The following is a 25,704-nucleotide window of genomic DNA, read 5'->3' as shown; positions in this document are numbered from 1 at the left end:
CAAAGCGTCGCGAGCGCAGATTAGGCAAGGCGAAAGCCTGCGAGGAAGCGGAGTTTACTGCTGTAAATGAGCATTCCGAGCAGGCTTTCAACGCAGCATAAGCAAGCGCAGCAGCTTTGAGAGTGAATTTATGAGCGGTCCTGAACGTATTACCTTGGCCATGACCGGCGCTTCCGGCGCTCAATACGGCCTGCGCCTGCTCGACTGCCTGGTGCAGGAAGAGCGCGAGGTGCATTTTCTGATTTCCAAGGCCGCGCAGCTGGTGATGGCCACCGAAACCGATGTCAGCCTGCCGAGCAAACCCCAGGCCATGCAGGCGTTCTTGAGCGAGTACACCGGCGCCGCGCCAGGGCAAATTCGCGTGTACGGCAAGGAAGACTGGATGGCCCCGGTGGCCTCTGGTTCCGGTGCACCCTCGGCGATGGTGGTGGTGCCGTGCAGCACCGGCACGCTGTCGGCGATTGCCACGGGGGCCTGCAATAACCTGATCGAGCGCGCCGCCGATGTGGCCCTGAAGGAGCGTCGCCAGCTGATTCTGGTGCCACGTGAGGCGCCGTTTTCCAGCATTCATCTGGAGAACATGCTCAAGCTGTCGAATCTTGGGGCGACCATCCTGCCGGCGGCGCCGGGCTTCTATCACCAGCCGCAGACCATCGATGACCTGATCGACTTCGTTGTGGCGCGCATCCTCAACTGCCTGAATATCCCCCAGAACATGTTGCCGCGCTGGGGCGAGCACCATCAGATCACTCCGGATGAGTAAGCCTCTGGCTCGCGCGGCCGTTTGCCTGGTGTTGGGCCTGACACTCAGCGGCTGCGCCACGGTGCGCACCCTGGATGCCGCCAAGCCAGGCGCGCCGGTGGTATATGCCGGCACGCGGCTGAACCTGTATGCGCTGCAGGGCGGTTGCTGCGCCACTGATCGCTTCGGCGCCGAGGCGCCGGCTTACCCGGCCGCCGATTTGCCGGTCAGCGCGTTGCTGGATACCCTGTTGCTGCCGCTGTCTCTGGCCACTGCCATCGGCCTTAATCTGGGCGTCAGCGGCGGGTTGTAAGGGTGTCAGGCGTCGGGAATGCTGGTTTCTTTACCCTGCCAAGTCGTTGCCAAGGGCCAATGCTCAAGGTTTTGCGCCGGCCCCGGCTTGGCGAACAGGTAGCCCTGAAAGCGCCGGCAGCCCATGCGTTGCAGGGCGTCGTACTGTTCCTGGGTTTCCACCCCTTCGGCGGTCACGGCCAGGTTGAGGTTGGCGCCCAGCGCCAGGATGGTGCGCACGATGGCGGCGTCGCTGGGGTGTTCGAGCAGGTCGCGGACGAAGGATTGGTCGATCTTCAGCTGGTCCAGCGGCAGGCGTTTGAGGTAGTTGAGCGAGGAGTAGCCGGCGCCGAAGTCGTCCAGTGCCAGGTGTACGCCGCGCGCTTTCAGTTGGCTCATCTTGCCGATCAGCACTTCCACATCTTCCACCAGCTGGCTTTCGGTCAGCTCCAGTTCCAGGCGTTGCGGGTTGGCGCCGCTTTCCGCGAGAGTGGCGAAGACGTCTTCGACAAAGTCAGGATGGTGGAACTGCCTGGCACTGACGTTGACCGCCAGGGTCAGCTGCGCCAGTTGCGGGTGTGCTGCCCAGGCCACCAGTTGCTGGCAGGCACTGTGCAGGATCAAACGGCCCAGGGGCAGAATCAGCCCGGTACTTTCTGCCAGTGGAATAAATTCGCCCGGCGGCACCAGCCCGCGTGTGGGGTGTTGCCAGCGCACCAGGGCTTCGGCGCCGACCAGCTGCCCTTGCCCATCCACCTGGGGTTGATAGTGCAGGATAAAGTCGCGCTGGCCGAGGCTCTGGCGCAGGTCGCTTTCCAAGCTGGCACGGGCGCTGACTTCGGCCTGCATCGTCGGGTCGAAAAAACGCATGGCGTTGCGGCCCGCGGCCTTGGCCTGGTACATGGCCATGTCAGCGCGTTTGAGCACTTCATCGACCGTGCTGTGCTCGTTGGGGAATAACGCGATGCCGATGCTGGCCGTGCTGATATGGCTGCGGCCTTGCAGGGCATAGGGCGCGGCCAGGGTCTTGACGATCTTCTTGCCGACGCTCTCGACCTGCTGGCCGGCCTGCGCGGGTTTCAGGCTTAGGCCTTCAAGCATCAGCACAAACTCATCGCCGCCGAGGCGGGCCAGGGTGTCCTGGGCGCGCACATGGCTGCTTAGGCGCTTGGCCACCTGCTGCAGCAACTGGTCGCCCATGTCATGGCCGAGGGTGTCGTTGAGGTCCTTGAAATTATCCAGGTCGATAAACAGCAGTGCGCCCTGTTGCAGGCCGCGCGCATGTTTGGCCAGGGCCTGTTGCAGGCGGTCGAGCAGCAGGCGGCGGTTGGGCAGGCCAGTGAGCGGGTCGTAGAAGGCCAGCTGGTTGATTTTTTCCAGGTTCTTCTTGTGTTCGGTGATGTCGGTGGAGATGCCGCACAGTGCGTAGATCTTGCCGTGGCCGTCGCGCAGCGGCAGCTTGACCGAGAGGAAGGCGTGCTGGGTGCTGCCATCCAGGCTGCGGTTGATTTCCTCGGTTTGCACCCGTTCGCCGAGTTTGAGCACGCGGCGGTCGTTATCGTGCAGGTTGGTGGCGGTGTCGATATCGAAGAACTGTTCATCGGTCTTGCCGATTACCTGCTCGAGGTTCTGGCCGAACAGTTCGCAGACCTTGCGGTTGGCGTACTGGTAACGCAGCTGCGCATCCTTGATGTAGATATAGGCCTCGACACTGTCGAGGATGGTGTTCAGGCGTTCTTCGCTGGCCAGCAGGTGATGGGTTTTCTCGCGTACCTGGCGGCGCAGCAGCACTGCGCCGCCGAGTGCGGCGATCAGCAATAGGGCAAGGGTGCTCAGACCCCACCAGACGCTGGTGGGGATCAGCAGGCGTGGCCGTTCACCGCCCCAGCGTTGCAGGCTCTGGTAGTAGATTGAGGAAGGCGAGTCCTGCCAGCTCGACAGGTGTTTGTCGATGGCGCTTAGCAAGTCGGCGTTCTGCCCCTTGCGTGTGGCGTAGAACAGCTGCGCTGGTTGAAACATGATTGAGGAGCTTTGCAGCTGATAGCTCGGCGCATGGAAGTCGCCAAAACGCTGGTTGGCCACCACTGCATCGGCCTGCCCACCCGCCACCAGTTCAAAGCCCTGCGGCAGGCTGGGTACGCCGATCAGCTGGGCTCTCAGGCCAAAGCTTTCGAGCAGCCCGCGCAGGTATTCCTCCTGCACCGAGCCTTGCAATACGGCAATGCGCAGGCCTTTGAGGTCGAGTATCGATTTGAGCTGCAGGTCCTCGTTGCTGTAGACCTGCGACCAGCTGAACAGCGAGGGCATCTTGTGGAAGTCGAGCACCTGAGCGCGACTGTCGTTGTAGGCCACATCGGGCAGCAGGTCGATTTCACCGCTCTGCGCCAGCTCCAGGCACTGTTGCCATTCGCACGGCCTGGGGCGCAGTTGCCAGTCTTCCTGACTGGCGATTTCATTTAGCAGTTCGCCGAGGATGCCGGAGAGTTTGCCGTCCTGGCCGAGGAGGATTTTCGGTTCGTTGGCGTAAACCCCCACGCTGACCTCGCGTGATTGCGCGCTGCTGAACGACCCGGCTGTGAGGCTCATGGTCAATAGCAGCAGGGTGCTGAGGGGGCGAAATGACAGGCGCTTCATGCGTGGGCCAACTTCCATAAGAGAATCCATGGCCTAACGATAGCCAGAATATGGCGTAGGTGCAGGCGGCTGATGGCAATTGGCTATTTCCACCGCGCCATGGCTGGCGCGCAGCAGGTTCTGGGCTGCGCCTTAGCTCGCCCAGCCTTGGTAGATATAGGTCATGGGCTTTGGGCCCTTGAGGTAGCGATTGCTCAGCTCGCCAATCTGAAAATCGCCTGCGGTGATCAGCGCCTTGATGTCGCGGTTGAGGTGGCAGCCGCCGGCCAGTGGTTTCCACAGCGGCGTCAGGCGGCTCTGCCAGCGCAGCACGGGCAGCTCCGGTGCCAAGCCGTGTTCGCAGAACAGCAGGCGGCCGCCGGGCTTGAGCACGCGGCGCATTTCTTTCAGTGCGGCCACGGCATCGGGGATGGTGCACAGGGTAAAGGTGCAGACGATGCAGTCGAAGCTGGCGTCCTCGGCCTGGATCTGCCCCAGTTCGAGGGCAATCATCTCCACTGGAATACTGATCGCGGCGGCGCGTTGCTTGGCCAGCTTCTGCATATCGGCGCTGGGGTCGACGCCGATAATCACGCTGACTTTTTCGGCATCGTAGAAGGCCAGGTTAAGGCCGCTGCCAATGCCGATTTCCAGCACCCTGCCATGGGCTTGGGGCACCAGTTGCGAGCGGGCTTTCATCACCGCGCCCATGCCGCAGGCGAAGTCGATCAGATGCGGCAGCAGATAGCGGTCATACAGGCCCACGGTGTTGTCCCCGTTGTGTTTATTCTGCGTCGTTGCTGGCGTCGTCTGGCAGGTCACTGTTGTCGCCGCTGACAGCGGCAAAGCACTTGATCAAATGGGGGCCGGCAGTGCCGTTGATGTTCCAGGCATCGGCTTCACCGTCAAAACGTGCGGCTATCACCTGGGCCAGGCTGAAGTGCCATTTGCGCAGGGCGCGGCCATCCATGCATTCGATGCTGAGCAGCGGTGCGTCGCCAGCGGGCGGGTTGCCGGCCAGGTGCTGGGCCAGTTGTTCGGCGTTGAGGCTGAACTGCCAGGCATGCAGCTTGTCGATTTCCAGCATGTCGGCGCCGCTCAGGGCGCTGATCAGGTCGTGCGGGGTGCTGTTCATAGGGGGGCTTCCGTTAGAGCCGGTTCAAAGTCTCGCGAGCTAGAGCCATGCAAGGCGCTACGCCAGTAACAGCCTTCGGCTGGTCAAAGCGGCGAGGAAGCAGAGTTTACTGGTTGTAAATGAGCATTCCGAGCCTGTTTTTAACGCAGCAGGGCCGACGCGCAGCAGACTTTGAACAGGTTCTTAGCGACCGAGACGGCGCAGTTGGTCCGATTCGATCACCCGAGTGCCGGCATCTTCTTCCAGCGCCAGGCGCCACAGTGCGCGGGCCAGTACGGTGGCTTCGATGCCACGGTATTTGCCCGGCAGCCAGCGCATAAAGGGCGCGGCCAGACGCTCGCCGAGGCGAAATTCCTGACGTGCGCCGAGCAGCAGGGAAGGGCGGGCGATGGTCAGCTGCGGCCAATCCTGCGCGCGCAGGGCCTGTTCCATTTCGCCTTTGACCTTGTTGTAGAACACTGTCGAGTTGGCGTCCGCGCCGAGGGCGCTGATCACCAGCAGGTGGCGTGCGCCGAGGGAGCGGGCGCGTTCGGCGAAGGCGATCACCAGGTCATGGTCGACCGCGCGGAAGGCCTCTGGCGAGCCGGCTTGTTTGATGGTGCTGCCCAGGCAGCAGAAGGCGGTATCGACCTTGCCGCTCAGTTGCGGCAGCAGGGCCAGCAGTTCGCCTTGCGGATTTTCCAGGTGCGCATGCGCTGCCAGCGGGCGGCGGCTGGGGGCCAGCACGCGAGCGACCGTGGGCTCGTTCAGCAGACGGTCCAGCAGGTGCTCGCCGGTCAGTCCGGTGGCGCCTGCGAGAAGGATGTGCTGGGGCGTCAAATACATAGTGTGAAGTTCTCCGCTGATATCAATCAGCTTATCAGGCCGTTGGTGTCGCGCATGGCTGTTATGGGTTGACCGCAGATTGCGCTTCAAGTGCATTGTTCAGGGCGCGCTCGGCCTGTTGCTCGCGCAGCTTGCGCCACTGTGCGAGCACCGCTTTGGCGGGCCAGATTTGCGGTTCTGAAGGTTCGAAACCGTCGGCCTTTTCGCGTTCGGCGACGCTGGCCTGGGCCAGCTTGAAGGCACGCTGCAGGTCGTCGGTCTGTTGCAGGGCCTCGGCAAACAGGGCGCGGCCGAAGTAGGTGAAGTCGTTCTCCTCCGAACAGCCGAAGGACACCCGGTCGGCCCGTGCGGCGGTGATCACCAGGGTCTTGTCATCTTGCAACTTGGGGATAAAGCCGCCGGAGTAGCAGGCCGAGATCACCAGCACCTTGTGCCGATCTTTCAACGGTTCGAGCAGGGCTGCCAGTTCGCTGGCGGGGAGGTCGTCGAGCTGCAGGCGCGGCTGGTCGAGGTTCAGTTCATGTTTGGCGGAGCCGTGGCTGGTTAGGTAGATAAAGATCAGGTCTTCCTTGCCGCTGCGCTCGGCCAGGGCCTGGACGCTGCGACCGAGGCTGGCGCTGGTGGCCAGCGGGCGATCCGCCAGATGGTCGCGGTGATTGACCAGGGTGATCAGACCGTGGGCGGCGAAGCGCTCCTGCAGCAGGTTGCCGACATAATCGGCCTCGCGCATAAACACGCTTTGCTTGCCATCGCCGGCCAGGGTCAGGGCGTACAGCTCGATGGCTGGCGTCGAGGCAGGCAGCTTGGCGATGGCGGCATCCAGCAGCCTGCCTTGTTCCAGCAGGCCGGTGGCCAGGGCGTCGGGTATGGCCTTGCCTTGGGCGTCACGAATCAGCCGGCCGTTCTGCCAAGTGCCGCTTTGCTGGCTGCCATCGACCAGAGTCAGGCTGCCGGTGCCCTGGTATTTACCGTAGGCAAAGTTGCCTTGATAGACGCTGCCGTCGGCCAGGCTCAGGCGGCCCTCGCCGTGGTAGCTCCAGTCGTTGAATTGGCCGGCGTAATGGCTGCCGTCGCTGCCCTTGAATTCGCCTTTGCCGGTGAGGCTGCCATGGACGAAGCGCCCGCTCCAGACTTCGCCATCGGCGCTCTGATAGCGGCCCTTGCCGTGGAACTGATTGTCGCGGAACTGGCCGCTGTAAAGGTCGCCGCCGAGGTTCTTGAAACTGCCCTGGCCATTGAGTTGGCTGTTGTCGAAGGTGCCGGTGTATTCATTGCCTTCGGTGTCTGTGAGCACGCCCTGGCCGTCGGGTTCGCCTTTTTTAAACTGGCCCTGGAAGCTGGCACCGTTGCTCCACTGCAGCTTGCCCAGGCCGCTGTACTGACCCTTGCTGAATTCGCCGCGGTATTCCAGTTGGCTGCCTTTCAGGTGGCCTTCGCCGCTGGGCATACCGTTGGCAAAGCCGCCTTCGTAGCGGCTGCCATCGCTGTAGGTGAGGCTGCCCTGGCCATGGAAATCGCCGTCCTGAAACGCGCCGCTGTAGAACTCGCCGTGCTTGCTGCGCCATTCGCCGGGGCCGTTGAACTGGCCGTCCTTGAATTGCCCCTGGTAGTAGCTGCCGTCGCTGTAATCCAGGCGGCCGGGGCCTTGCAGCAGGCCGTCGATCACCTCGCCCCGGTAGCGCCCGCCATCGGGCAGCACGGCATCCGCTGGCAATAAGGGTTCGCCATCGCCGCAGGCAGTCAGTAGTAGAGCGAGGCTCAGGGGGGCCAGGAGGGAGAGAGGGCGCATGCAAAAAATCCAGGCTGTAAGGTCGTTGCCGAGTATGCCTTAAAGCGCTCGAAGTGCCGTGATTGAGCGCACCGGCAGGCATATAAAAATAGAAAAGGCGCACCGGCAAATGCCTGTGCGCCTTGGTCCGGCGGCTGCGCTTAGACGAAGCAGAGCGTCAGCGGTTCGGCGATATAAGCAGGTTTTTCCGAGCCTTCAATCTCCAGCACGACTTTGGCCTTGAGCAGCCATTGGCCAGGATTCTTCTCGTGGGCGTCGGTCAGGCTGACCACCAGGCGGACTTTGGAGTTGACCTTCACCGGCTGGATAAAGCGCACGCTATCCAGGCCATAGTTGACGGCCATCTTCAGCCCTTTAGGCATGATCATGATGCCTTCCATCAGCTTGGGCACCAGCGACAGCGAGAGGAAACCGTGGGCGATGGTGCTGCCAAACGGGGTGAGCTTGGCTTTTTCCGGATCAACGTGGATGAACTGATGGTCGCCGGTGCATTCGGCGAACTGGTTGATACGTTCCTGGTCGATAGTCAGCCATTCGGAGCGGCCGAGTTCTTTACCGATATAGCTGGGCAATTCGGCGGCGGGTACTGATGTCATGGTTTCTCCTTGAAGACGCAAGTGTTGTTTTTTTTGGGGGCGTAAATCCTTCTGCCCTAAGATCATCATGGGTTTGCCGCAGGGTCAAGTGCCTCGTGTACGCGTCGTTATCGTTACGCCGTTGCCACGCAACCGCTGTAAACCGGCCCTTGCCGGGCGCTTCTGCTTATAATGCGCGGCACTGCGTCTGGGGTTATACGATTCGGAGATTACCCGTCATGCTGCTACGCGGCCTTTCCTGGCTGGTGCTGTGCCAATTGCTCGGCACTGCGCTGAATGTCCTGCTGATCCCGATACTGCCGGGCCCGATCATCGGCATGCTGCTGCTGTTTGGCTTTCTGCTGCTGCGTGGCGAGGTGGGCGAGCCACTGCACCTGGCCTCTACTAGCCTGCTGAAATACCTGCCGCTGCTGCTGGTGCCGCCGGCGGTGGGGGTGATGGCTTACGCCGAGGATATCTTTGCCGACTTCTGGGCGATTGCCGGAGCGTTGTTGCTGTCGCTGCTGATCTCCATCGTGTTTGCCGGCTGGCTGATGCAGAAGCTGATTGACCGTCAGCAACGCCGGGAGGACGCATGACTCTGGAATGGCACGCCGCCTGGCAAGCGCTGATCCATCATCCGCTGTTTGGCGTGGGCATCACCCTCGGTGCCTACCAGTTGGCGATTGCTGCCTATGAGAAAACCCGCTGGGTGTTTCTGCAGCCGGTGCTGGTGTCGATGCTTGCGGTGATCGGCATTCTGCTGGCCTGCGGCCTGACCTTTGCCGAGTACAAGGACAGCGCGGCGGCGCTGACGCTGTTCCTCGGGCCGACCACGGTGGCGCTGGCGGTGCCGCTGTTTCTCAATCTGCGGCGCATTCGCCAGCTGTTCTGGCCGACGCTGATCACCCTGCTGGTGGCCGGTGTGGTTGCCACCGTGCTGGGCATTACCCTGGCTTGGGCCTTCGGTGCCGAGCAGATCATGCTGATGAGCATGGCGCCCAAGTCGGTGACCTCGCCGATTGCCATGCTGGTGGCCAATCAGATTGGCGGGATTGCCGCCCTGGCGGCAGTGTTCGTGATGATCACCGGGATCATTGGCGCCATCGTCGGCCCGGCGTTGCTCAAACGCTGTGGTGTGCAGCATCCGGCCGCACTGGGCATGGCATTGGGCCTGACGGCGCATGCCGTCGGCACTGCGCGAGCGCTGCAGGAAGGTGAGGAGTGCGGCGCGTTTTCTGCCCTGGCGATGAGCCTGATGGGTGTGTTCACCGCCGTGCTGCTGCCGCTGGCTATTCTGTTGTGGCTATAAGGAGGCATCTGTGACCTTACCGCTATTTCCCCTCAATACCGTGCTGTTCCCCGGCTGCATGCTCGACTTGCAGATATTCGAAGCGCGTTACCTGGATATGATCAGTCGCTGCATGAAGCAGGGCCAAGGCTTTGGTGTGGTCTGCATTATCGACGGCGCTGAAGTGGGTGAGGCGGCGGGGCAATTCTCGGCGATAGGTTGCGAGGCGTTGATCCGTGATTTCCAGCAGCGGCCCAATGGCCTGCTGGGCATTCGCGTCGAGGGCGGTCGACGCTTTCGCGTGCAGCGCGCCCAGGTCTTGCCCGATCAACTGACCCTGGCCGAGGTCGAGTGGCTGGACGAGCAAATCGATCAGCCTCTAGGCGCTGAGCATGCCGACTTGGCTGCTCTGCTCGGCGCGTTGAGTGCCCACCCGCTGGTGGCATCGTTGGGTATGGCGAGTGCGCCGGCGGGCCAGGAAGCATTGGCCAATCAGCTGGCTTATCTGTTGCCGCTGGACGCCGAGCAGAAGCTGCAATTGCTCGAAACGCCTGAAGTGCAGCTGCGTCTGGAGCTGCTGCAACAACTGCTGGAACTGCTGCAGGGCGAGCGTCAGTAGCGGTACAGCAACACCCCGGCGGAATACTGCCAGGTGGTGATGCCGCCGAGCAGGGCGAGAACCGCTGGCAACAACAACCACCAGACTTTCCCCGACAAAGCCGGCAGTGGCGTGCGCCATTGCACCAGGGCCAGGCTCAGCGCGCAGAAACAGGCAGCCAGCACGGCGCCGGCGATAATGTCGCTGGGCCAATGCACCCCCAGATAAATTCGTGAGCCGGCAATTGCGGCGGCCGGTAGGCTGGCCAGCAGCAGCCAGGTCAGGCGCATACGGGGCGGTTGCCCGCGCCCGGCCAGTACCCCAAGCAGCAGACAGAAAGCGAAAGCCGCCGAGCTGTGCCCACTGGGAAAGCTGAAACTGCCCAGTGGCTCCAGCAGTACATCGGGGCGGCTGCGGGCGAAAAACGCCTTGAGTGCAGTGTTGGCCAGGGCAGTGCCGAGCAGGGTGCCAAGCGCCAGGCAGAGCGTGCGCCATTGTCGGGTCGCCAGCAGAATCAGGCACAGCAGCACGGCGGCGGCCAGTTGCGTGTGCATATCGCCGAGGCGGGTAGTCAGCACCATCAGGGTGTCCAGCGCCGGGCTGCGATGCTCCTGCACCAAGGTCAGCAGGCCCTGGTCGAGCTGGCTCAGGTGCGGCCAGCTAAGCATTAGGCCAATCAGCAGGATCAGGCTTGCCGCCGCCGTCAGCAGGCTGGTGTGCCGTTGCTCACGCAGGCTGCCTTGCACGCTGATGCCCACCACCAGTGCCACTCCAGCAGCAATCCCCCCGGCCTGTGGCCAGAAACCGTCCGGCAGCGGCAGGCGCATGGCGGCGCCAGTAGCCCAGCCGGGCAGCATATAGGCGATGGACCAGCCGACACCGGCCAGTAGGCTGACGAGAAAAAAGCGCACGAAGGGCATGTCGAACATGCCAGCGACCATCGGCAACATGGGCCGCAGTGGGCCGATAAAACGTCCGACCAGCAGGCTGGCGACGCCGTAACGCACAAAGTAACCATGGGCGCTGTTCAGCCATTGCGGGTGACTACGCAGCACCGGCAGGCGGCCGATGTCCTGATGAAAGTAGCGCCCCAGTGCATAGGACAGGCAATCGCCCAGCAACCCGCCGCAAAACGCCAGCAGCAGGGTTTCCCCCAGGCCCAGCGCGCCGTTACCGGCTAACGCTGCGACGGCGAACAGCAGCACGGTGCCGGGTACGAGAAGGCCAACAATCGCCAGGCACTCGCCGCAAGCCAGCAAGAAAATCGCCAGGCCCAGCCATTCAGGGTTGGCGCTTAGCCAGAGGGTCAGGGTGTCGAACCATTGGCTCATTGGTGATCATCCATGGGGGTTAGCAGGTGATAGTCCTGGCCGGCCAGCTGGCCGCGCCGTAACGGGTTGCGGGTGCAGTGGCGGGCAAAGGCCGCGTCGACAAAACGGTAAGGCAGTTGCTCGTCGCGGCCGTGGGGGATGCCCAGGCGTGCGCACTGCACGATCTGCTCTGGGCGTTCGCCGAGGTCTTCGACAAACAGGCGCTGTTCGTCGAAGGCCTGCGCGTCCCAGTCTGGCACTTTTAGGCCCAAGGCTTTGCACAGCAGGGTTTGCCCGGCACAGAGGGTTTCGCGGCTGCGTGGCCTGCCCTGGGCGTCGGGATTATTCGCCTGCATCTGCGCCAGGGCCTCTGCGCCGCTGTGCGTGTCTTGCCAGGGATAGGCAGATTTGATCAGCACTGCATTGCCCGGGCCTTGGGCGCTGAAGTTCAGCGAGTCGCCGCCGCGGGCGTAATACATATAGATGTGCCCTCCATCCATAAACAGCGCGCGGCGTTTGTGGGTGTAACCGAGGGAGGCGTGGCTGCCTTTCTCGCTCAGGTAGTAGGCCTCGGTCTCGATAATGCGCGCGCTCAGCCAGTGCTCGCCCTGTTTATGGCGGATCACCTTGCCGAGCAGCTCGCGGGCGAGTTGACGCGCGTCGCGGTCGAAGAAGCTGGCCGGCAATGCGCGGCCTTCGGGCCAGGGCAAACTAAGGGTGGGTTCGTTGGGCATGCGCTGTCGTTGTGGCTTGGCTGGGCATAGGCTGGGGCGATCATAACAATAAGAGTCTTAACCATGCCTGAACGTGCCCGCGTCAGCAGCGCTCATATCAGTCCCAGCGCCCATTACACCGGCTATATCTGGTATCGCCATCAACTGGCGGATGCGGCCTTTGTCACCGGTTTTGGGCGTTTTGTGCATGGTTTGCTCAGCCCGATCACCTGGGGCGCGCGGGTCGGGTTCGGCCTGGATATCGAGCAGTTTCTGCTGCAGCGGCATTTGCAGATTGATGCCCAGCTGACTACCGCGATTGAGCAGGGCGGGGTGTGTCAGGTGGTGGAGATTGCCTGCGGCCTGTCGCCACGCGGCCGGCGCTTTACCGCGCGTTATCCGCAGTTGCGCTATATCGAGGCGGACCTACCGGTGATGGCGGCGCGCAAGCGCCTGCTGCTGAATGCCGAAGGCTGGCTGGGCAGTCAGCATCAGGTGCGCGCGGTGGATATTCTCGCCGAGGAGGGCAGTAAAAGCCTGGCGGCGTTATTTGCCGAGCTGGATCACAGCAAGCCGGTGGTGGTGATTACCGAGGGGCTGGTGAATTACTTCGAGCTGGCGCTGATCGAGTCGTTCTGGACGCGCTTGGCCGAGCAGCTGCGTGAGTTTCCCCAGGCCACCTACCTGACTGAGCTGTACCCCGATCTGCGCGAGCACCCGCGTTACCGCCAACTACGTTGGGGCGTTGGTCTGATTGGCCGGCTGACCCGTGGCAGCTATCCGCTGCACTACCGCAACGATCAGGCGATTGTTCAGGGCTTTGAGAAATGTGGCTTTAGCCAAGTTGCGGTGTTCGACCCGAGTCGCACGGCCCAATCGCTTGGCCTGGCGCCGTCGCGCAGCGCGGGGTTGGTGCGGGTAATCGAGGCGCGAATTTAGGCGCAGGCGGCTGCCGGTAGCGGCTGCATTTGAAATTGGCTTGCCAGCGCCTGGCTGGCCTGCTGATCGCTGTGCGGGAAGACAAAGGCCAGGCCATTGTGATCTTGCCGTAGCGGTAGCAGGGGCTGAGCGGGCAGGTCCTTGCACAGCAGTTGCCAGCCGCGCACGCCGCGCATATTTGGCAGATCGCCCCGTAACAGCCCGCCAAAGAAACCCAGTTCACTGATCTCCACCGTCCATTCGCCGGCCTCGGCATGCTGCAGGCGCGCGTGACGCTGGCTGGGCTGCAGGCGTGGCTCGTGGCGTTTTTCCAATTGCAGCAATTGCTGCTGGGCCAGCAGGCTGCTGTCTGGGCTGCGGCTTGGCAACGCTTCGCCGCGCAGAAACGGGTTGTACAGGTTGGCGCAGGCGTCGCGTTGTTCGAATTGCGCCAGGTGGTCGGCGTTGTGAATCAGCGCGCAACTGGCCTGGGCGCAGGCAGCGGCAAAGTGTGCGTGCTCCCAGGGTTGGGTGAAGTGGTCATATTCGCCGGCCAGCACCAGGGTCGGGCAGCTGGGGTGTGCGTGAAAGCCCTGGAAATTCAGCAGGCGCTGGCTGTTCTGTCGGTAACGCTCGATATCGGCGGCTGACAGACGCTGGATCTGCCGCAGCAATGCCTTGCGAAATACTGGGGCTACGCCGGTCTGTTCCAGGCGCAAAGGGTTAAGCAGGCCGGTCAGCGCACCATGGGCAAATGCGTCACAACGGCCTTCGGCCAGCAGCGCCAGGCCTTCTTCCAGCAGCAGGCGTGCGCCGGGGCGGCCGAAGGCGGTGATCCCGGCCAGCAGCACGCGGGCGCAGCGTGTTGGATGGCGTGCGGCAAACAGTGCGGCCAAAGCCGAACCATAGGACAGGCCGATGGGCATCAGTGGCGGCAGGTCGAGTTCTTCGGCGAAGGCGGCGATCAGGTCGGCCAGCTGCTCCAGGCTCAGGTCGGGCACCAGTTGCAGGTTGCCGCCCTGGCTGGGCAGGTCGAGCAGGATCACCGGGTGCTCACCGAGCAGCTCGCTGACCTCGGCGGCAAACGAGCGAAAACTTTGGAATGCGCCGCCCAGCAGTAACACGGGCGGACGCGGGTCATGGCTGCGGCAGGCGTAGGCCTGGTAGTGCAGGCGCAAATCGCCCAGGTGCAGCACCTGCGGGGCTTCGTTGAGTTGTGCGGCGCAGTAGTCGGTACGGTAATGCATGCTGATCCCACCCCGGCGGTCGGCCGCCTGTCTTGCTTTTAATGGCAAGGTAAACATTCGGACGGTTTTTGTTTACCTAACCTTCGGGCGGCTGATGGTTTGCGATGTCACTGTTTCTCGGTGCGGCTGATGGGGCGGCGTTTGCCGGCGTTACCGCAGGCTGCGGCGAACGCGCTGTATACCGTCTGCCGCGCAGCGCTGGGCGTGGAGCGGCGCGACCGTTATACTCAGCGACTTTTTTCAACCGCCAGACCTGCCAAGACCATGACTGAGTCCGTGCTCGACTATATGACCCGCCTGGGACAGGCCGCCCGCAGCGCTTCGCGCGTGCTGGCGCGCGCCAGTACTGCGCAGAAGAATCGTGCCCTGCAGGCCGCCGCGGCCGCGCTGGATGCGGCCCGCAGCGATTTGACTGCCGCCAACGAGCTGGACCTGGCCGCCGCGCGCGCGGCTGGTCTGGAGCCGGCCATGGTTGACCGTCTGGCGCTGACGCCGGCGGTGATCGACTCGATGATCGAAGGTCTGCGTCAGGTCGCCACGCTGCCTGATCCGATCGGCGAGATCCGCGATATGCGTTACCTGCCGTCGGGTATTCAGGTTGGCAAGATGCGCGTGCCGCTCGGCGTAATCGGCATCATCTATGAGTCTCGGCCGAACGTGACTATTGATGCCGCCAGCCTGTGCCTGAAGTCCGGTAACGCGACCATCCTGCGTGGCGGCTCCGAGGCCATTCATTCCAACCAGGCAATTGCTCGCTGCATTCAGCTCGGTCTGGCCGAAGCCGGTTTGCCTGCCAGCGCGGTGCAAGTGGTGGAAACCACGGATCGCGCCGCCGTTGGTGCGTTGATCACCATGCCGGAATTTGTTGACGTGATCGTGCCGCGTGGTGGTAAGGGCCTGATCGAGCGTATCAGTCGCGACGCCAAGGTGCCGGTGATCAAGCATCTGGACGGCGTCTGCCACGTCTATATCGACGTCGCCGCCGATCTGGACAAGGCGATTCGCGTTGCCGATAACGCCAAGACCCAGCGCTACTCGCCGTGCAACGCCATGGAAACCCTGCTGGTACACGCCGCCGTGGCGGACAAGGTGCTGCCGCCACTGGCTGCGATCTACCGCGACAAGGGTGTTGAGCTGCGTGGCGACGCCGCGACCCGCGGGCTGCTCGGCAGCGATGTGCTGGAAGCCAGCGAAGACGACTGGTTTGCCGAGTACAACGCGCCGATTCTGGCGATTCGTATTGTCGATTCACTGGATGCGGCCATCGAGCACATCAACCATTACGGCTCCAAGCACACTGACGCGATCATCACCGAGAACTTCAGTGATGCGCGGCGTTTCCTCACCGAAGTGGATTCCGCGTCGGTGATGGTCAACGCCTCGACCCGTTTTGCCGATGGTTTTGAATACGGCCTGGGCGCGGAGATCGGTATTTCCACCGACAAGCTGCACGCCCGTGGCCCGGTTGGCCTGGATGGGCTGACCAGCGAGAAGTACGTGGTGTTCGGCGACGGGCACATTCGTACCTGATGGCCAAGCGCAGCGGCGCCCGACGTGCCGAGGCTCGACGCATCGGTCTGCTTGGCGGCACCTTTAATCCGGTGCATATCGGCCATCTGCGCAGCGCCGTGGAAGTGGCCGATGCGCTGCAGCTCGATGAGCTGCGTCTGATCCCCAGCGCGCGGCCGCCACACCGCAGCGCGCCAGAGGTCAGTGCAGAGGATCGCCTGGCCATGGTGCGGCTGGCGGTGGCGGGTGCTGAGGGGCTGCGGGTGGATGATCGCGAGCTGCAACGCGACAAGCCGTCCTACAGCATCGACACCCTGGAGTCGTTGCGCAGTGAATTGGCGGCGGACGATCAGCTGTTTCTGCTGCTGGGCTGGGACGCCTTCTGCGGTTTACCCAGTTGGCAGCGTTGGGAGGAGTTGCTGCAGCACTGCCATATTCTGGTGTTGCAGCGCCCGGATGCCGACAGTGAAGCGCCCGAGGCGCTGCGTAATTTGTTGGCGGCGCGCAGTGTGAGTGACCCTTCGGCCCTGAGTGGGCCGAGTGGGCAGATTGCTTTTATCTGGCAGACACCCCTGGCGGTGTCGGCTACCCAGGTCCGTTCGCTACTGGCGAGCGGAAAGTCGGCACGTTTTCTGGTGCCTGACGCGGTACTGGCCTATATCCATGCCCACGGACTGTACCGTGGCGCGAATTGAACACGAGGCAAATGAGTTACTTATGACTAAGGCAAAAATGCAGAGCGAAGAGTTGGTCAAACTGGCCATCGCAGCCCTGGAAGAGATCAAGGCGCAGGACATCACCACCATCGATGTGCGCGGCAAGACCAGCATCACCGATTTCATGCTGATCGCCAGCGGCACCTCCAGCCGTCACGTCAAGTCGCTGGTCGACAACGTGCTGGAGAAGGTCAAGGAGCAGGGCGTACGCCCAATCGGTACTGAAGGCATGGACACCGGCGAGTGGGCATTGCTCGACCTCGGCGACATCGTGGTTCACGTGATGCTGCCGACTGCCCGCCAGTTCTATGACCTTGAGCGTCTGTGGCAGGGTGCCGAGCAGAGCCGTGCGCAGTTCAGCGCCGAGCCGGGTCCAGAACAGGAATAAGGGCGCGCAGCGGTGCGGATCAAATTGATCGCCGTCGGCTCGCGGATGCCGCGTTGGGTGGAAGAGGGCTGGCAGGAATACGCCAAGCGCATGCCCAGCGAGCTGTCCCTGGAACTGGTGGAAATTCCGCTGACCACCCGCGGCAAGAATGCCGATGTGGCGCGGATGATCCGTCAGGAAGGCGAGGCCATGCTGGCCAAGGTTCAGCCTGGGGAACGCATCGTTACCCTGGAAGTCGAAGGGCGACCCTGGAGCACCGAGCAGCTGGCGGTCGAGCTGGACAAGTGGCGCCTGGATGCACGCACCGTCAACCTGATGGTCGGCGGCCCGGAAGGGCTGGCGCCCGAGGTGCAGGCGCGCAGTGAGCAGCGCTGGTCGTTGTCGCCGCTGACTCTGCCGCACCCGCTGGTGCGGATTCTGATCGGCGAACAGATGTACCGTGCCTGGACCGTGTTGTCCGGCCACCCTTACCACAAATAATCAGCCAGTAATCAGCAGCCACCGATGCCGCAACCAATCCGCCTTAAAGACCACGAGAAAGACGGCCGCCTGATCCGCAAACGCGCGGCGGTCGGTGCTGTGGTGGTGTTGTTGCTGACTTCGGTGCTCGTGGCGCGCATGTATTACCTGCAGGTGGTGCAGTTCGAGCATCACACCACCCTGGCGGAAAACAACCGCATCCACGTGCAGCCGATCCCGCCGAACCGTGGGCTGATCTACGACCGTAATGGGGTGATCATCGCCGATAACCGGCCCAGCTTCAGTCTGACCCTGACCCGCGAGCGCGCCGGTGACTGGCCGCAAGTGCTCGACGTAATTGTTGAGGTGCTGGAGTTGGGGCCTGATGAGCGTGCGCTGTTCGAGCGCCGTGTGCGCCAGGGGCGACGGCCGTTCGAGCCGGTGCCGGTGCTGTTCGAGTTGAGCGAAGAGCAGATTGCCCGTGTGGCAATCAATCAGTTCCGTCTGCCGGGGGTGGAAGTCGCGGCGCAGCTGGTGCGGCACTACCCGTTGGGCGAGCATTTTGCCCATTCGGTGGGTTATGTCGGGCGGATCAACGAGAAAGAGCTGAAAGAGCTCGACCCGGTGGCCTACAGCGGCACGCACCATATCGGCAAAACCGGTATCGAGCGTTTCTATGAAAACGAGCTGCACGGTGAAGTGGGTTACGAGGAAGTCGAAACCAACGCCCGTGGCCGCGTGCTGCGGGTGCTCAAACGCACCGATCCGACGCCCGGCAAGGACATTGTGCTGAGCCTCGATATCCGCTTGCAGGAGGCTGCGGAAAAGGCTCTGGCCGGCCGCCGTGGCGCGATTGTGGCGATTCAGCCACAGACCGGTGAAGTGTTGGCGATGGTCAGCCAGCCGAGCTTCGACCCCAACCCCTTTGTCACCGGTATCGGCTTCAAGGCCTATGCCGATTTGCGCGACTCCATCGACCGTCCGCTGTACAACCGCATCCTGCGCGGTCTCTATCCGCCTGGCTCGACGATCAAACCGATGGTTGCGGTGGCGGGGCTGGATGCTGGCGTGGTGACGCCGCAGACCCGGGTGTTCGACCCCGGCTTTTATCAGCTGCCCAATCACAGCCACAAATACCGCAACTGGAACCGCACCGGTGACGGCTGGGTGGATATGGACCTGGCCATCGCCCGCTCCAACGACACCTACTTCTACTCGCTGGCGCACAAGATGGGCATCGACCGCATGCATGACTATATGACCCGCTTCGGCTTGGGTCAGCGCGTGTCGCTGGACATGTTCGAGGAAACCGCCGGGTTAATGCCGTCGCGGGACTGGAAGCGCGCGCGTTACCGTCAGGCCTGGTATCCGGGTGAGACGCTGATTCTCGGCATCGGTCAGGGCTATATGCAGACCACGCCGCTGCAGCTGGCCCAGGCCACGGCGTTGATGGCCACGCGCGGCAAGTGGATTCGGCCGCACCTGGCCAAGACCATTCAGGGTCGTACGCCAGTCGACCCCAATCCTGTACCGGATATCGTGCTGCGTGATCCGAAGTTCTGGGATAACGGCCGCCATGGTATGGAGCAGGTGATGCATGGCCCGCGTGGCACCGCGCGCAAGGTAGGCGACGCTTCGGTCTACCGGATTGCCGGCAAGAGCGGCACCGCTCAGGTGGTGGCGATCAAGCAGGGTGAGAAATACGACCGCAGCAAGGTCGCCGAGCGCCATCGTGACCACGCCCTGTTCGTTGCCTTCGCGCCGGCGGATAACCCGCAGATTGCCGTATCGGTGATGGTGGAGAACGGCGAGTCCGGCTCCGGAGTGGCCGCGCCAGTGGTCAAGCAGGTGATCGATGCCTGGCTGCTGGATGAAAGCGGTCAGTTGAAAGCCGAATATGCTCCGCCTGTGGCGGCTGAGGTCGCAGCGCCATGAACAGTAATTTTGACCGCAACCTGTCCTCCGAAGACCTGCTGCGTCGCCGGGCAACGCTGCTGCAGCGCCTGCATATCGACGGCATTCTGCTGTTGCTGTTGCTGATTCTGGCCACCGGCAGCCTGTTTATCCTCTATTCGGCCAGTGGCAAGAACGTCGATCTGCTGATGAAACAGGCCACCTCCTTCGGTATTGGCCTGGTTGGCATGTTTATCATCGCCCAGTTCGAGCCGCGCTTTATGGCGCGCTGGGTACCGTTGGCTTATGTCGGCGGGGTCGCCTTGCTGGTGGTGGTGGATGTCATGGGCCATAACGCCATGGGTGCCACGCGCTGGATCAATATCCCCGGGGTGATTCGCTTCCAGCCTTCGGAGTTTATGAAGATCATCATGCCGGCGACCATCGCCTGGTACCTGTCCAGCCGCAGCCTGCCGCCGCGCCTCAAACATATTTGTATCAGCCTGGCGATGATCATCGTGCCCTTTGTGCTGATTCTGCTGCAGCCGGACCTCGGTACTTCGCTGCTGATCATTGCCTCCGGCGGCTTTGTGCTGTTTATCGCCGGGTTGCAGTGGCGTTGGGTGATTGGTGCGGTGGCGGCGGTGGTGCCGATTGCCATCGGCATGTGGCTGTTTGTTATGCGTGAATATCAGAAACAGCGCGTGCTGACCTTCCTCAACCCGGAAAGTGACCCGCTGGGCAGTGGCTGGAACATCATCCAGTCAAAAGCGGCGATTGGTTCGGGTGGGGTGCTTGGCAAAGGCTGGCTGCAAGGCACTCAGTCGCACTTGGATTTTCTGCCGGAGAGCCACACCGATTTCATTATTGCGGTTCTGGCCGAAGAATTTGGCCTGGTTGGCGTGTGTTTGTTACTGCTGGTGTACATGCTGTTGATCGCGCGCGGCCTGGTGATTACCGTGCAAGCGCAGACGCTGTTCGGTAAGCTTCTCGCCGGCGCGCTGACCATGACCTTCTTCGTATATGTCTTCGTCAATATCGGTATGGTCAGCGGCCTGCTGCCGGTGGTGGGGGTACCGCTGCCGTTTATCAGCTACGGCGGCACCTCGCTGATCACCCTGCTGGCAGGATTTGGAATTTTGATGTCGATCCACACTCATCGTAAGTGGATGGCATAGGTTTGATTGGGACTATGAATTCAATGCAAAACGCGCGTGGTTGGATGGTACGTACTGCACCTTGGTTGGCGCTGGCTGGGGTGTGTGCAGTGGCGCAGCCCGTGCTCGCCGGGGACTATCAGCAGTCGCCGCAGGTGGCTGAGTTTGTCGGTGAAATGACCCGCGACTATGGCTTTGCCGGTGAGCAGCTGGTTGAGCTGTTCGCCCAGGTTGAGCGCAAGCAGGCGATCCTCGATGCCATCTCGCGTCCGGCAGAAAAGGCCAAGCCGTGGAAGGATTACCGGCCGATCTTTATCACCGATAAGCGCATCAGCAAGGGCGTCGAGTTCTGGAAGCAGCACGAGGCCACCCTGGCCCGTGCCGAAGCCGAATACGGCGTACCGGCCCAAGTGATCGTGGCGATCATCGGGGTGGAAACCTTCTACGGTGGCAATACCGGTAGCTGGCGGGTGATGGATGCGCTGTCGACCCTGGCCTTCGACTATCCGCCGCGCGCGCCATTCTTTCGTAAGGAGCTGCGCGAGTTCCTCCTGCTGACCCGCGAAGAGCAGGTCGAGCCGCTGAGCATGACTGGCTCCTATGCCGGTGCCATGGGCTTGCCGCAGTTTATGCCGAGCAGCTTCCGCGCCTACGCCGTGGACTTTGACGGTGACGGCCATATCAATATCTGGAACAACCCGGCCGATGCCATCGGCAGCGTTGCCAGTTACTTCAAGCGTCACCACTGGCAGCCTGGCCAGCCGGTGGTTAGCGCCGCTACCGTCAAGGGCGCACAGGCCGAACAAGGCCTGACAGTGGGTCTGGACCCGGTGAAGAATGTCGCTGAGCTGCGTGCGCTGGGCTGGACCAGCGCCGACCCGCTGGCAGACGATTTGCCGGTAACTGCCTTCCGTCTGGAAGGTGCCGACGGCGCCGAGCACTGGCTGGGCCTGCCTAACTTCTTTGTGATCACCCGCTACAATCGCAGTGTGATGTATGCCATGGCGGTCAATCAGCTGGCCGAGTTGCTGGTTGATGCACGGGGTAAGAATTGATGTCGCGTTTGCCTTTTAAATTGGCTGCTTATGGCAGCCTGGCGCTGCTGCTGGCCAGCTGCTCGTCCACCCGCGCGCCGCAGCCGGTTGCACCGGTGCAGCAGGGTGGGGCGATTTCCGGCCCGGGTGATTTCAACCGTCCGCACAAGGATGGCGCGCCTTGGTGGGATGTCGACGTTTCGCGGATTCCCGATGCCGTGCCGATGCCGCATTACGGCCCGGTGAAGGCCAGCCCTTACACGGTGTTTGGCAAGCAGTACTACCCGATTCCCGATGCCCGTCGCTATCAGGCGGTTGGCCCGGCGTCCTGGTATGGCACCAAGTTCCACGGCCAGGCCACTGCCAACGGTGAAACCTACGACCTGTACGGCATGACCGCTGCACACAAAACCCTGCCGCTGCCGAGCTACGTGCGCGTAACCAACCTGGAAAACGGCAAGACCGCGATTCTGCGGGTCAACGACCGCGGGCCGTTCTATTCCGATCGGATCATCGACCTGTCTTTCGCTGCAGCGAAGAAGCTCGGCTATGCCGAAAGCGGCACCGCGCGGGTCAAGGTCGAAGGTATCGACCCGCATGAATGGTGGGCTCAGCAGGGCCGTCCAGTGCCTATGGTATTGGCTGCGCCGCAGCAAGTCGCTCAGGCCAAGCCGGTTGCACAGGCTATCGCGCAGCCGGTTGAGCAGTATTCGCCGCCCCCGCAGCAGCATGCCGCCGCGGTGCTCCCCGTGCAGATTGACGCAAAAAAAAACGCTTCAGTCGGAGCCTCTGGCCTGTATCTCCAAGTGGCCGCCTTCGCCAATCCGGACGCTGCGGAACTCCTCAAGGCCAAGCTGAGCGAGACGGTGGCTGCCCCGGTGTTCGTCAGCTCAGTGGTGCGCAACCAGCAGATATTGCACCGCGTGCGTCTGGGGCCGGTGAGCAGCCAGAGCGAGGCTGAGCGGCTGCAGGATAGCGTGCGCTTGGCCAATCTCGGTGAGCCAACCCTGGTCAAGGCCGACTGACCGGGCACTTCTGCTGCTTCTGCGGGACTAAACAAACAACTCCGGCCAGCCAACGGTTGGCCGGGGGGATCAGCAACTTATGCCCACTGGGCCTGTTCGACCATCAGCAATCTAGAGAGACGGATGAATATCACCAGCTTTGCGCAACGCATTTTCCTATCACTTTTCCTGCTCAGTGCACCGACTGCCTGGGCCAATCAGCAAGTGATTCCTGCTGCGCCGCAGTTGGCTGCCAAATCCTATGTGCTGCTGGATGCCGCCAGCGGCAAGGTGTTGGTGGAAAACAACGGTGACCAGCGTCTGCCGCCAGCCAGCCTGACCAAGCTGATGACGGCTTACATCGCCACCCTGGAAATTCGCAAGGGCAAGATCGGTGAGCAGGACCTGGTGCCAATCAGCGAGCACGCCTGGCGTACCGGTGGTGCGGCTTCCGGTGGCTCGACCATGTTCCTGCCGCTGAACAGCCAGGCCACCGTGGATGACCTGCTGCACGGCGTGATCATCCAGTCCGGTAACGACGCCAGTATCGCCCTGGCCGAGTACATCGCCGGCAGCGAAGACGCCTTCGCCGACATGATGAACGAGACCGCTGCGCGTCTGGGCATGAGCAACAGCCACTTTATGAATGCCACCGGTCTGCCGCATCCGGAGCATTACTCCAGCGCCCACGATATGGCGATTCTGGCCCGCGCCATCATCAATGAAGATCAGGAACACTATGCGATCTACGCGCAGAAGGAGTTCCTCTGGAACAACATCAAGCAGGGCAATCGCAACCTGCTGCTGTGGCGCGACAAGACCGTCGATGGGCTGAAGACCGGCCACACTCAGGAAGCGGGCTATTGCCTGGTGGCGTCGGCCGTACGTGATGGCGCGCGGATGATTACCTCGGTATTCGGCACGGTCAGCGAATCGGCCCGTGCTGCGGAAACCCAGAAGCTGCTGACCTATGGCTTCCGCTTCTTCGAAACCCGCACCTTCTACAAGCAAGGCCAGGAGTTGGCTCAGGCCCAGGTGTGGAAAGGCACCGTGCGCCAGGTCAAGGCTGGCTTGGCCACTGACCTGAGCCTGACCCTGCCGAAGGGCCAGCTGGAAAAACTGCAGGCCGGGATGATCCTCAATCCGCAACTCACCGCCCCGATTGCCCAGGGTGATGTGATCGGCAAGGTTGAAGTGAAGCTGGGTGAGGAAGTGGTGCACAGCGCCGATCTGATTGCCCTTGAGGCCGTTGAGGAAGGTAGTTTCTTCCGCCGCCTGTGGGATAGCATCAGCCTGTTCTTCTTCGGATTGTTCAACTGATAGCGTGACCAGCACACCCCTGCCGACCCGCAGGGGCGTTGTTGTTGCCACGGCTTACGAGGCCGTTACTGCCATGACTCAACCTGACGTCAAATCACACAAAATCGAATTCCCTTGCGCCAACTACCCGATCAAGGTGGTGGGCGACAGTGGTGCCAATTACAAGGACATGGTGATCGAAATCCTTAGCAAGCATGCCAAGGTCGATCTCAGCACCCTGGCCGAGCGCCAGAGCAGTAATGGCAAATACACCACTGTGCAGCTGCACATCGAGGCCACCGGTGAAGACCAGCTGCGCGATATCAACAGCGCCCTGCGCGCGACCGGTATCGTCCATATGGTGCTCTGATGAGCCTGCCGCTCGGCTTTCGTGAGCTGGGCCAGGTCGATTATCAGCCTACCTGGCATGCGATGCAGCGCTTCACCGATACGCGCGGCGTGGATACGCCGGACGAAATCTGGCTGCTCGAGCACGCCCCCGTATTTACCCAGGGTCAGGCCGGCAAAGCCGAGCATTTGCTGTTCCCAGGGGATATTCCGGTGGTGCAGGTCGACCGTGGTGGTCAGGTCACCTACCACGGCCCCGGCCAACTGGTGGCTTACCTGCTGCTGGATGTGCGGCGTAGTGGCATTGGCGTGCGTGAGCTGGTCAGCCGGATCGAGCGCAGCCTGATTGATCTGCTCGCCAGCTACGGCGTCAGCGCCAATGCCAAGCCGGACGCTCCAGGTGTGTATGTGGATGGCGCGAAGATCGCCTCCCTCGGCCTGCGCATCCGCAACGGTCGCAGCTTTCATGGTTTGGCGTTGAATGTGGATATGGACCTGCAGCCGTTCCAGCGCATCAACCCCTGCGGTTATGCCGGCATGGCCATGACCCAATTGGCCGATCAGGTGGCGGGGCCAGTGAGCATGGTTGAGGTCGGCGCGCGGCTGCGTGAGCAGCTGGTCAAGCACCTTGACTACCCACTGCAGCAGACCCTGGCTGGCGTTATAGATCGCTAAGGTGTGGCTGGCAGAAAGCAAAACGCCTGACCCAGGCATTATCCAGAGTCAGGCGTTTTCCAGCTCTATCAGTTTAGATTGAGGGCTGGGATCAGGCTGCTGTCGAGCTGCTGGCCTGGTACGGGTACTGGAGCGGCCAGGCCCAGGTTGTTCTTCTCGAATACCTTGTCGGCACGGTAGCTGGAACGTACCAGCGGGCCGGCGGCGACTTCCATAAAGCCCTTCTGCAGGCCGATTTCGCGGAAACGATTGAACTCTTCCGGGCTGACCCAGCGCTTGACCGTCAGGTGGTTGCGTGTCGGTTGCAGGTACTGGCCGAGGGTGAGGATGTCGACGTTGATGGTGCGCAGGTCATCCATGGTCTGGATGATCTCTTCGTCAGTTTCGCCCAGGCCGAGCATCAGGCTGGTCTTGGTCAGCACGGACGGACGATGGCGTTTGGCATGTTCCAGCGCGCGCAAGGTCTTCTCGTAACCGGCGCGCGGGTCGCGCACTTCGTGGGTCAGGCGCTTGACCGTCTCGACGTTCTGCGCGAACACCTCTAGGCCCGAATCCACCACACGCTCAATGGCTTGCAGGTCGCCGTCGAAGTCCGGGGTCAGGGCTTCCACCACCACGTGCGGCGTGTTGTCTTTGATCGCCCGTACGCAGGCGGCGTAGTGGCTGGCACCGCCGTCATCCAGGTCGTCGCGATCCACCGAGGTCAGCACGATATAGCGCAGCGCCATCAGCTCGACTGATTTGGCAGTGTTCTGTGGCTCTTCCAGGTCCAGCCAACCGTTGGGGTTGCCGGTGTCCACTGCGCAGAAGCGGCATGCGCGGGTGCACACTGAGCCCATCAGCATGATGGTCGCAGTACCGTTGGACCAGCATTCGCCCATGTTCGGGCAGTGGGACTCCTGGCACACGGTGCTCAGGCGGTGTTCACTGACATTGCGCTTGACCGCCTCGAAGCGGCTGCCGCCAGGCGCCTTGACTCGTAGCCACTTGGGTTTGGGCTCGAACACCTGAGGCTCGCTGGAGGAGCGGCGCTTCTGTCCGTCCTTGATCGCGGTGATGCCTTGGGTAGTACGGAATTTTTCGCCACTGGCGACGGTTTTAGGCGGGGAGGTATCGGACATCGGCAATCTGGGCTCCGCTAGAGGCTCCGTGGACGAGGCGGCTTGTGGCCGCCG

At 62.3% G+C, this 25,704-nt stretch carries 27 protein-coding genes; 17 read left to right on the top strand and 10 right to left on the bottom strand.

Features of this window, described 5'->3' with window-relative positions; genetic code table 11:
- Nucleotides 1-130: 130 nt before the first annotated feature.
- Nucleotides 131-763 carry a flavin prenyltransferase UbiX gene (gene ubiX, locus Q8O69_RS11455; RefSeq protein WP_305592202.1) on the top strand — a complete coding sequence of 211 codons (633 nt, stop codon included), beginning with the start codon at nt 131-133 and terminating at the stop codon, nt 761-763.
- Entirely contained in the window at nt 756-1,055 is a 300-nt protein-coding gene (locus tag Q8O69_RS11450; RefSeq protein ID WP_305592200.1) for a YceK/YidQ family lipoprotein, read from the top strand. The genes ubiX and Q8O69_RS11450 overlap by 8 nt, the downstream gene beginning before the upstream one ends.
- Nucleotides 1,056-1,060: 5 nt before the next feature.
- Here Q8O69_RS11450 and Q8O69_RS11445 read toward each other — a convergent pair whose 3' ends face one another.
- The 6 genes from Q8O69_RS11445 to Q8O69_RS11420 all read right to left on the bottom strand — a co-directional run bounded on the left by Q8O69_RS11445 (nt 1,061) and on the right by Q8O69_RS11420 (nt 7,991).
- A complete protein-coding gene (locus tag Q8O69_RS11445) occupies nt 1,061-3,685 on the bottom strand; it encodes an EAL domain-containing protein (protein WP_305592198.1) in 2,625 nt (874 codons plus the stop codon).
- A gap of 114 nt (nt 3,686-3,799) precedes the next feature.
- Nucleotides 3,800-4,411: a class I SAM-dependent methyltransferase gene (locus tag Q8O69_RS11440; RefSeq protein WP_305592196.1), complete on the bottom strand. Its 612-nt coding sequence runs from the start codon at nt 4,409-4,411 to the stop codon at nt 3,800-3,802.
- A gap of 19 nt (nt 4,412-4,430) precedes the next feature.
- Nucleotides 4,431-4,781, bottom strand: a complete 351-nt coding sequence (locus Q8O69_RS11435; protein ID WP_305592193.1) for a DUF5629 family protein — start codon at nt 4,779-4,781, stop codon at nt 4,431-4,433.
- A 183-nt stretch (nt 4,782-4,964) separates the two neighbouring features.
- Nucleotides 4,965-5,606: an oxidoreductase gene (locus Q8O69_RS11430; protein ID WP_305592191.1), complete on the bottom strand. Its 642-nt coding sequence runs from the start codon at nt 5,604-5,606 to the stop codon at nt 4,965-4,967.
- 61 nt (nt 5,607-5,667) lie between these two features.
- Nucleotides 5,668-7,395: a C13 family peptidase gene (locus Q8O69_RS11425; protein ID WP_305592189.1), complete on the bottom strand. Its 1,728-nt coding sequence runs from the start codon at nt 7,393-7,395 to the stop codon at nt 5,668-5,670.
- Nucleotides 7,396-7,535: 140 nt separating this feature from the next.
- On the bottom strand, nt 7,536-7,991 hold the full coding sequence (locus Q8O69_RS11420; protein WP_275961931.1) for a MaoC family dehydratase: 456 nt from the start codon (nt 7,989-7,991) through the stop codon (nt 7,536-7,538).
- Between the two features lie 218 nt (nt 7,992-8,209).
- Here Q8O69_RS11420 and Q8O69_RS11415 point away from each other — a divergent pair, with 218 nt between their 5' ends.
- Genes Q8O69_RS11415 through Q8O69_RS11405 form a run of 3 tightly spaced genes read left to right on the top strand, consistent with a single transcriptional unit; the run spans nt 8,210 to nt 9,880 of the window.
- Nucleotides 8,210-8,569, top strand: coding sequence for a CidA/LrgA family protein (locus Q8O69_RS11415; RefSeq protein ID WP_160016139.1), 360 nt, complete (start codon nt 8,210-8,212; stop codon nt 8,567-8,569).
- A 2-nt stretch (nt 8,570-8,571) separates the two neighbouring features.
- Nucleotides 8,572-9,282 carry an LrgB family protein gene (locus tag Q8O69_RS11410; protein ID WP_305592215.1) on the top strand — a complete coding sequence of 237 codons (711 nt, stop codon included), beginning with the start codon at nt 8,572-8,574 and terminating at the stop codon, nt 9,280-9,282.
- 10 nt (nt 9,283-9,292) lie between these two features.
- Nucleotides 9,293-9,880 carry an LON peptidase substrate-binding domain-containing protein gene (locus Q8O69_RS11405; protein ID WP_305592186.1) on the top strand — a complete coding sequence of 196 codons (588 nt, stop codon included), beginning with the start codon at nt 9,293-9,295 and terminating at the stop codon, nt 9,878-9,880.
- Here the strand turns inward: Q8O69_RS11405 and Q8O69_RS11400 are convergent.
- Both Q8O69_RS11400 and Q8O69_RS11395 read right to left on the bottom strand, forming a co-directional pair.
- Nucleotides 9,874-11,190 carry a bifunctional DedA family/phosphatase PAP2 family protein gene (locus Q8O69_RS11400; protein ID WP_305592184.1) on the bottom strand — a complete coding sequence of 439 codons (1,317 nt, stop codon included), beginning with the start codon at nt 11,188-11,190 and terminating at the stop codon, nt 9,874-9,876. The genes Q8O69_RS11405 and Q8O69_RS11400 overlap by 7 nt on opposite strands.
- The gene (locus Q8O69_RS11395; protein ID WP_305592182.1) at nt 11,187-11,903 is read right to left on the bottom strand and encodes a DNA-3-methyladenine glycosylase; all 717 of its coding nucleotides are present in this window, start codon (nt 11,901-11,903) and stop codon (nt 11,187-11,189) included. The genes Q8O69_RS11400 and Q8O69_RS11395 overlap by 4 nt, the downstream gene beginning before the upstream one ends.
- Before the next feature lie 63 nt (nt 11,904-11,966).
- Between Q8O69_RS11395 and Q8O69_RS11390 the strand changes: the two genes are divergently transcribed.
- A complete protein-coding gene (locus Q8O69_RS11390) occupies nt 11,967-12,821 on the top strand; it encodes a class I SAM-dependent methyltransferase (RefSeq protein WP_305592180.1) in 855 nt (284 codons plus the stop codon).
- Here Q8O69_RS11390 and Q8O69_RS11385 read toward each other — a convergent pair.
- The gene (locus Q8O69_RS11385) at nt 12,818-14,047 is read right to left on the bottom strand and encodes an alpha/beta fold hydrolase (protein ID WP_305592178.1); all 1,230 of its coding nucleotides are present in this window, start codon (nt 14,045-14,047) and stop codon (nt 12,818-12,820) included. The two genes, Q8O69_RS11390 and Q8O69_RS11385, sit on opposite strands and share 4 nt — an antisense overlap.
- A gap of 264 nt (nt 14,048-14,311) precedes the next feature.
- Here Q8O69_RS11385 and Q8O69_RS11380 point away from each other — a divergent pair, with 264 nt between their 5' ends.
- The 11 genes from Q8O69_RS11380 to lipB all read left to right on the top strand — a co-directional run bounded on the left by Q8O69_RS11380 (nt 14,312) and on the right by lipB (nt 24,529).
- Nucleotides 14,312-15,577: a glutamate-5-semialdehyde dehydrogenase gene (locus Q8O69_RS11380; RefSeq protein WP_305592176.1), complete on the top strand. Its 1,266-nt coding sequence runs from the start codon at nt 14,312-14,314 to the stop codon at nt 15,575-15,577.
- Nucleotides 15,577-16,251, top strand: coding sequence for a nicotinate-nucleotide adenylyltransferase (gene nadD / locus Q8O69_RS11375; RefSeq protein WP_305592174.1), 675 nt, complete (start codon nt 15,577-15,579; stop codon nt 16,249-16,251). The genes Q8O69_RS11380 and nadD overlap by 1 nt, the downstream gene beginning before the upstream one ends.
- A gap of 37 nt (nt 16,252-16,288) precedes the next feature.
- Nucleotides 16,289-16,660, top strand: coding sequence for a ribosome silencing factor (gene rsfS / locus Q8O69_RS11370; protein WP_160016433.1), 372 nt, complete (start codon nt 16,289-16,291; stop codon nt 16,658-16,660).
- A gap of 12 nt (nt 16,661-16,672) precedes the next feature.
- Nucleotides 16,673-17,140, top strand: a complete 468-nt coding sequence (gene rlmH, locus Q8O69_RS11365) for a 23S rRNA (pseudouridine(1915)-N(3))-methyltransferase RlmH (RefSeq protein WP_160089194.1) — start codon at nt 16,673-16,675, stop codon at nt 17,138-17,140.
- 24 nt (nt 17,141-17,164) lie between these two features.
- Complete coding sequence (gene mrdA / locus Q8O69_RS11360; RefSeq protein WP_305592172.1) at nt 17,165-19,054, top strand: penicillin-binding protein 2; 1,890 nt, start codon at nt 17,165-17,167, stop codon at nt 19,052-19,054.
- 38 nt (nt 19,055-19,092) lie between these two features.
- On the top strand, nt 19,093-20,190 hold the full coding sequence (rodA, locus tag Q8O69_RS11355; protein WP_275962051.1) for a rod shape-determining protein RodA: 1,098 nt from the start codon (nt 19,093-19,095) through the stop codon (nt 20,188-20,190).
- A gap of 23 nt (nt 20,191-20,213) precedes the next feature.
- Nucleotides 20,214-21,224, top strand: coding sequence for a lytic murein transglycosylase B (mltB, locus tag Q8O69_RS11350; protein WP_305592212.1), 1,011 nt, complete (start codon nt 20,214-20,216; stop codon nt 21,222-21,224).
- The gene (locus Q8O69_RS11345; RefSeq protein WP_275961922.1) at nt 21,224-22,228 is read left to right on the top strand and encodes a septal ring lytic transglycosylase RlpA family protein; all 1,005 of its coding nucleotides are present in this window, start codon (nt 21,224-21,226) and stop codon (nt 22,226-22,228) included. The genes mltB and Q8O69_RS11345 overlap by 1 nt, the downstream gene beginning before the upstream one ends.
- A gap of 123 nt (nt 22,229-22,351) precedes the next feature.
- Nucleotides 22,352-23,527 (top strand): D-alanyl-D-alanine carboxypeptidase family protein, encoded by a 1,176-nt coding sequence (locus tag Q8O69_RS11340; protein WP_305592170.1) that lies wholly within the window; start codon nt 22,352-22,354, stop codon nt 23,525-23,527.
- A gap of 73 nt (nt 23,528-23,600) precedes the next feature.
- The gene (locus tag Q8O69_RS11335) at nt 23,601-23,876 is read left to right on the top strand and encodes a DUF493 domain-containing protein (protein WP_305592168.1); all 276 of its coding nucleotides are present in this window, start codon (nt 23,601-23,603) and stop codon (nt 23,874-23,876) included.
- A complete protein-coding gene (lipB, locus tag Q8O69_RS11330; RefSeq protein ID WP_305592166.1) occupies nt 23,876-24,529 on the top strand; it encodes a lipoyl(octanoyl) transferase LipB in 654 nt (217 codons plus the stop codon). Before Q8O69_RS11335 ends, lipB begins: the two co-directional genes overlap by 1 nt.
- A gap of 68 nt (nt 24,530-24,597) precedes the next feature.
- Here the strand turns inward: lipB and lipA are convergent, their stop codons facing one another.
- Complete coding sequence (lipA, locus tag Q8O69_RS11325; RefSeq protein WP_305592165.1) at nt 24,598-25,650, bottom strand: lipoyl synthase; 1,053 nt, start codon at nt 25,648-25,650, stop codon at nt 24,598-24,600.
- Nucleotides 25,651-25,704: the final 54 nt, after the last annotated feature.

The sequence above is a fragment of the Pseudomonas sp. genome (assembly GCF_030690725.1).
Classification (GTDB): Bacteria; Pseudomonadota; Gammaproteobacteria; order Pseudomonadales; family Pseudomonadaceae; genus Aquipseudomonas.
Note: the sequence above shows the minus strand (reverse complement) of the source record. Positions and strands in the feature narration are given on the sequence as shown.

Bases quoted from the DNA above. Each gene is read 5' to 3' on its own strand.
- ubiX (WP_305592202.1), top strand. From the start codon at position 131: ATGAGCGGTCCTGAACGTATTACCTTGGCCATGACCGGCGCTTCCGGC.
- Q8O69_RS11450 (WP_305592200.1), top strand. From the start codon at position 756: ATGAGTAAGCCTCTGGCTCGCGCGGCCGTTTGCCTGGTGTTGGGCCTG.
- Q8O69_RS11445 (WP_305592198.1), bottom strand. From the start codon at position 3,685: ATGGAAGTTGGCCCACGCATGAAGCGCCTGTCATTTCGCCCCCTCAGC.
- Q8O69_RS11435 (WP_305592193.1), bottom strand. From the start codon at position 4,781: ATGAACAGCACCCCGCACGACCTGATCAGCGCCCTGAGCGGCGCCGAC.
- Q8O69_RS11430 (WP_305592191.1), bottom strand. From the start codon at position 5,606: ATGTATTTGACGCCCCAGCACATCCTTCTCGCAGGCGCCACCGGACTG.
- Q8O69_RS11425 (WP_305592189.1), bottom strand. From the start codon at position 7,395: ATGCGCCCTCTCTCCCTCCTGGCCCCCCTGAGCCTCGCTCTACTACTG.
- Q8O69_RS11420 (WP_275961931.1), bottom strand. From the start codon at position 7,991: ATGACATCAGTACCCGCCGCCGAATTGCCCAGCTATATCGGTAAAGAA.
- Q8O69_RS11415 (WP_160016139.1), top strand. From the start codon at position 8,210: ATGCTGCTACGCGGCCTTTCCTGGCTGGTGCTGTGCCAATTGCTCGGC.
- Q8O69_RS11400 (WP_305592184.1), bottom strand. From the start codon at position 11,190: ATGAGCCAATGGTTCGACACCCTGACCCTCTGGCTAAGCGCCAACCCT.
- Q8O69_RS11395 (WP_305592182.1), bottom strand. From the start codon at position 11,903: ATGCCCAACGAACCCACCCTTAGTTTGCCCTGGCCCGAAGGCCGCGCA.
- Q8O69_RS11390 (WP_305592180.1), top strand. From the start codon at position 11,967: ATGCCTGAACGTGCCCGCGTCAGCAGCGCTCATATCAGTCCCAGCGCC.
- Q8O69_RS11385 (WP_305592178.1), bottom strand. From the start codon at position 14,047: ATGCATTACCGTACCGACTACTGCGCCGCACAACTCAACGAAGCCCCG.
- Q8O69_RS11380 (WP_305592176.1), top strand. From the start codon at position 14,312: ATGACTGAGTCCGTGCTCGACTATATGACCCGCCTGGGACAGGCCGCC.
- nadD (WP_305592174.1), top strand. From the start codon at position 15,577: ATGGCCAAGCGCAGCGGCGCCCGACGTGCCGAGGCTCGACGCATCGGT.
- rsfS (WP_160016433.1), top strand. From the start codon at position 16,289: ATGCAGAGCGAAGAGTTGGTCAAACTGGCCATCGCAGCCCTGGAAGAG.
- mrdA (WP_305592172.1), top strand. From the start codon at position 17,165: ATGCCGCAACCAATCCGCCTTAAAGACCACGAGAAAGACGGCCGCCTG.
- mltB (WP_305592212.1), top strand. From the start codon at position 20,214: ATGCAAAACGCGCGTGGTTGGATGGTACGTACTGCACCTTGGTTGGCG.
- Q8O69_RS11345 (WP_275961922.1), top strand. From the start codon at position 21,224: ATGTCGCGTTTGCCTTTTAAATTGGCTGCTTATGGCAGCCTGGCGCTG.
- Q8O69_RS11340 (WP_305592170.1), top strand. From the start codon at position 22,352: ATGAATATCACCAGCTTTGCGCAACGCATTTTCCTATCACTTTTCCTG.
- Q8O69_RS11335 (WP_305592168.1), top strand. From the start codon at position 23,601: ATGACTCAACCTGACGTCAAATCACACAAAATCGAATTCCCTTGCGCC.
- lipB (WP_305592166.1), top strand. From the start codon at position 23,876: ATGAGCCTGCCGCTCGGCTTTCGTGAGCTGGGCCAGGTCGATTATCAG.
- lipA (WP_305592165.1), bottom strand. From the start codon at position 25,650: ATGTCCGATACCTCCCCGCCTAAAACCGTCGCCAGTGGCGAAAAATTC.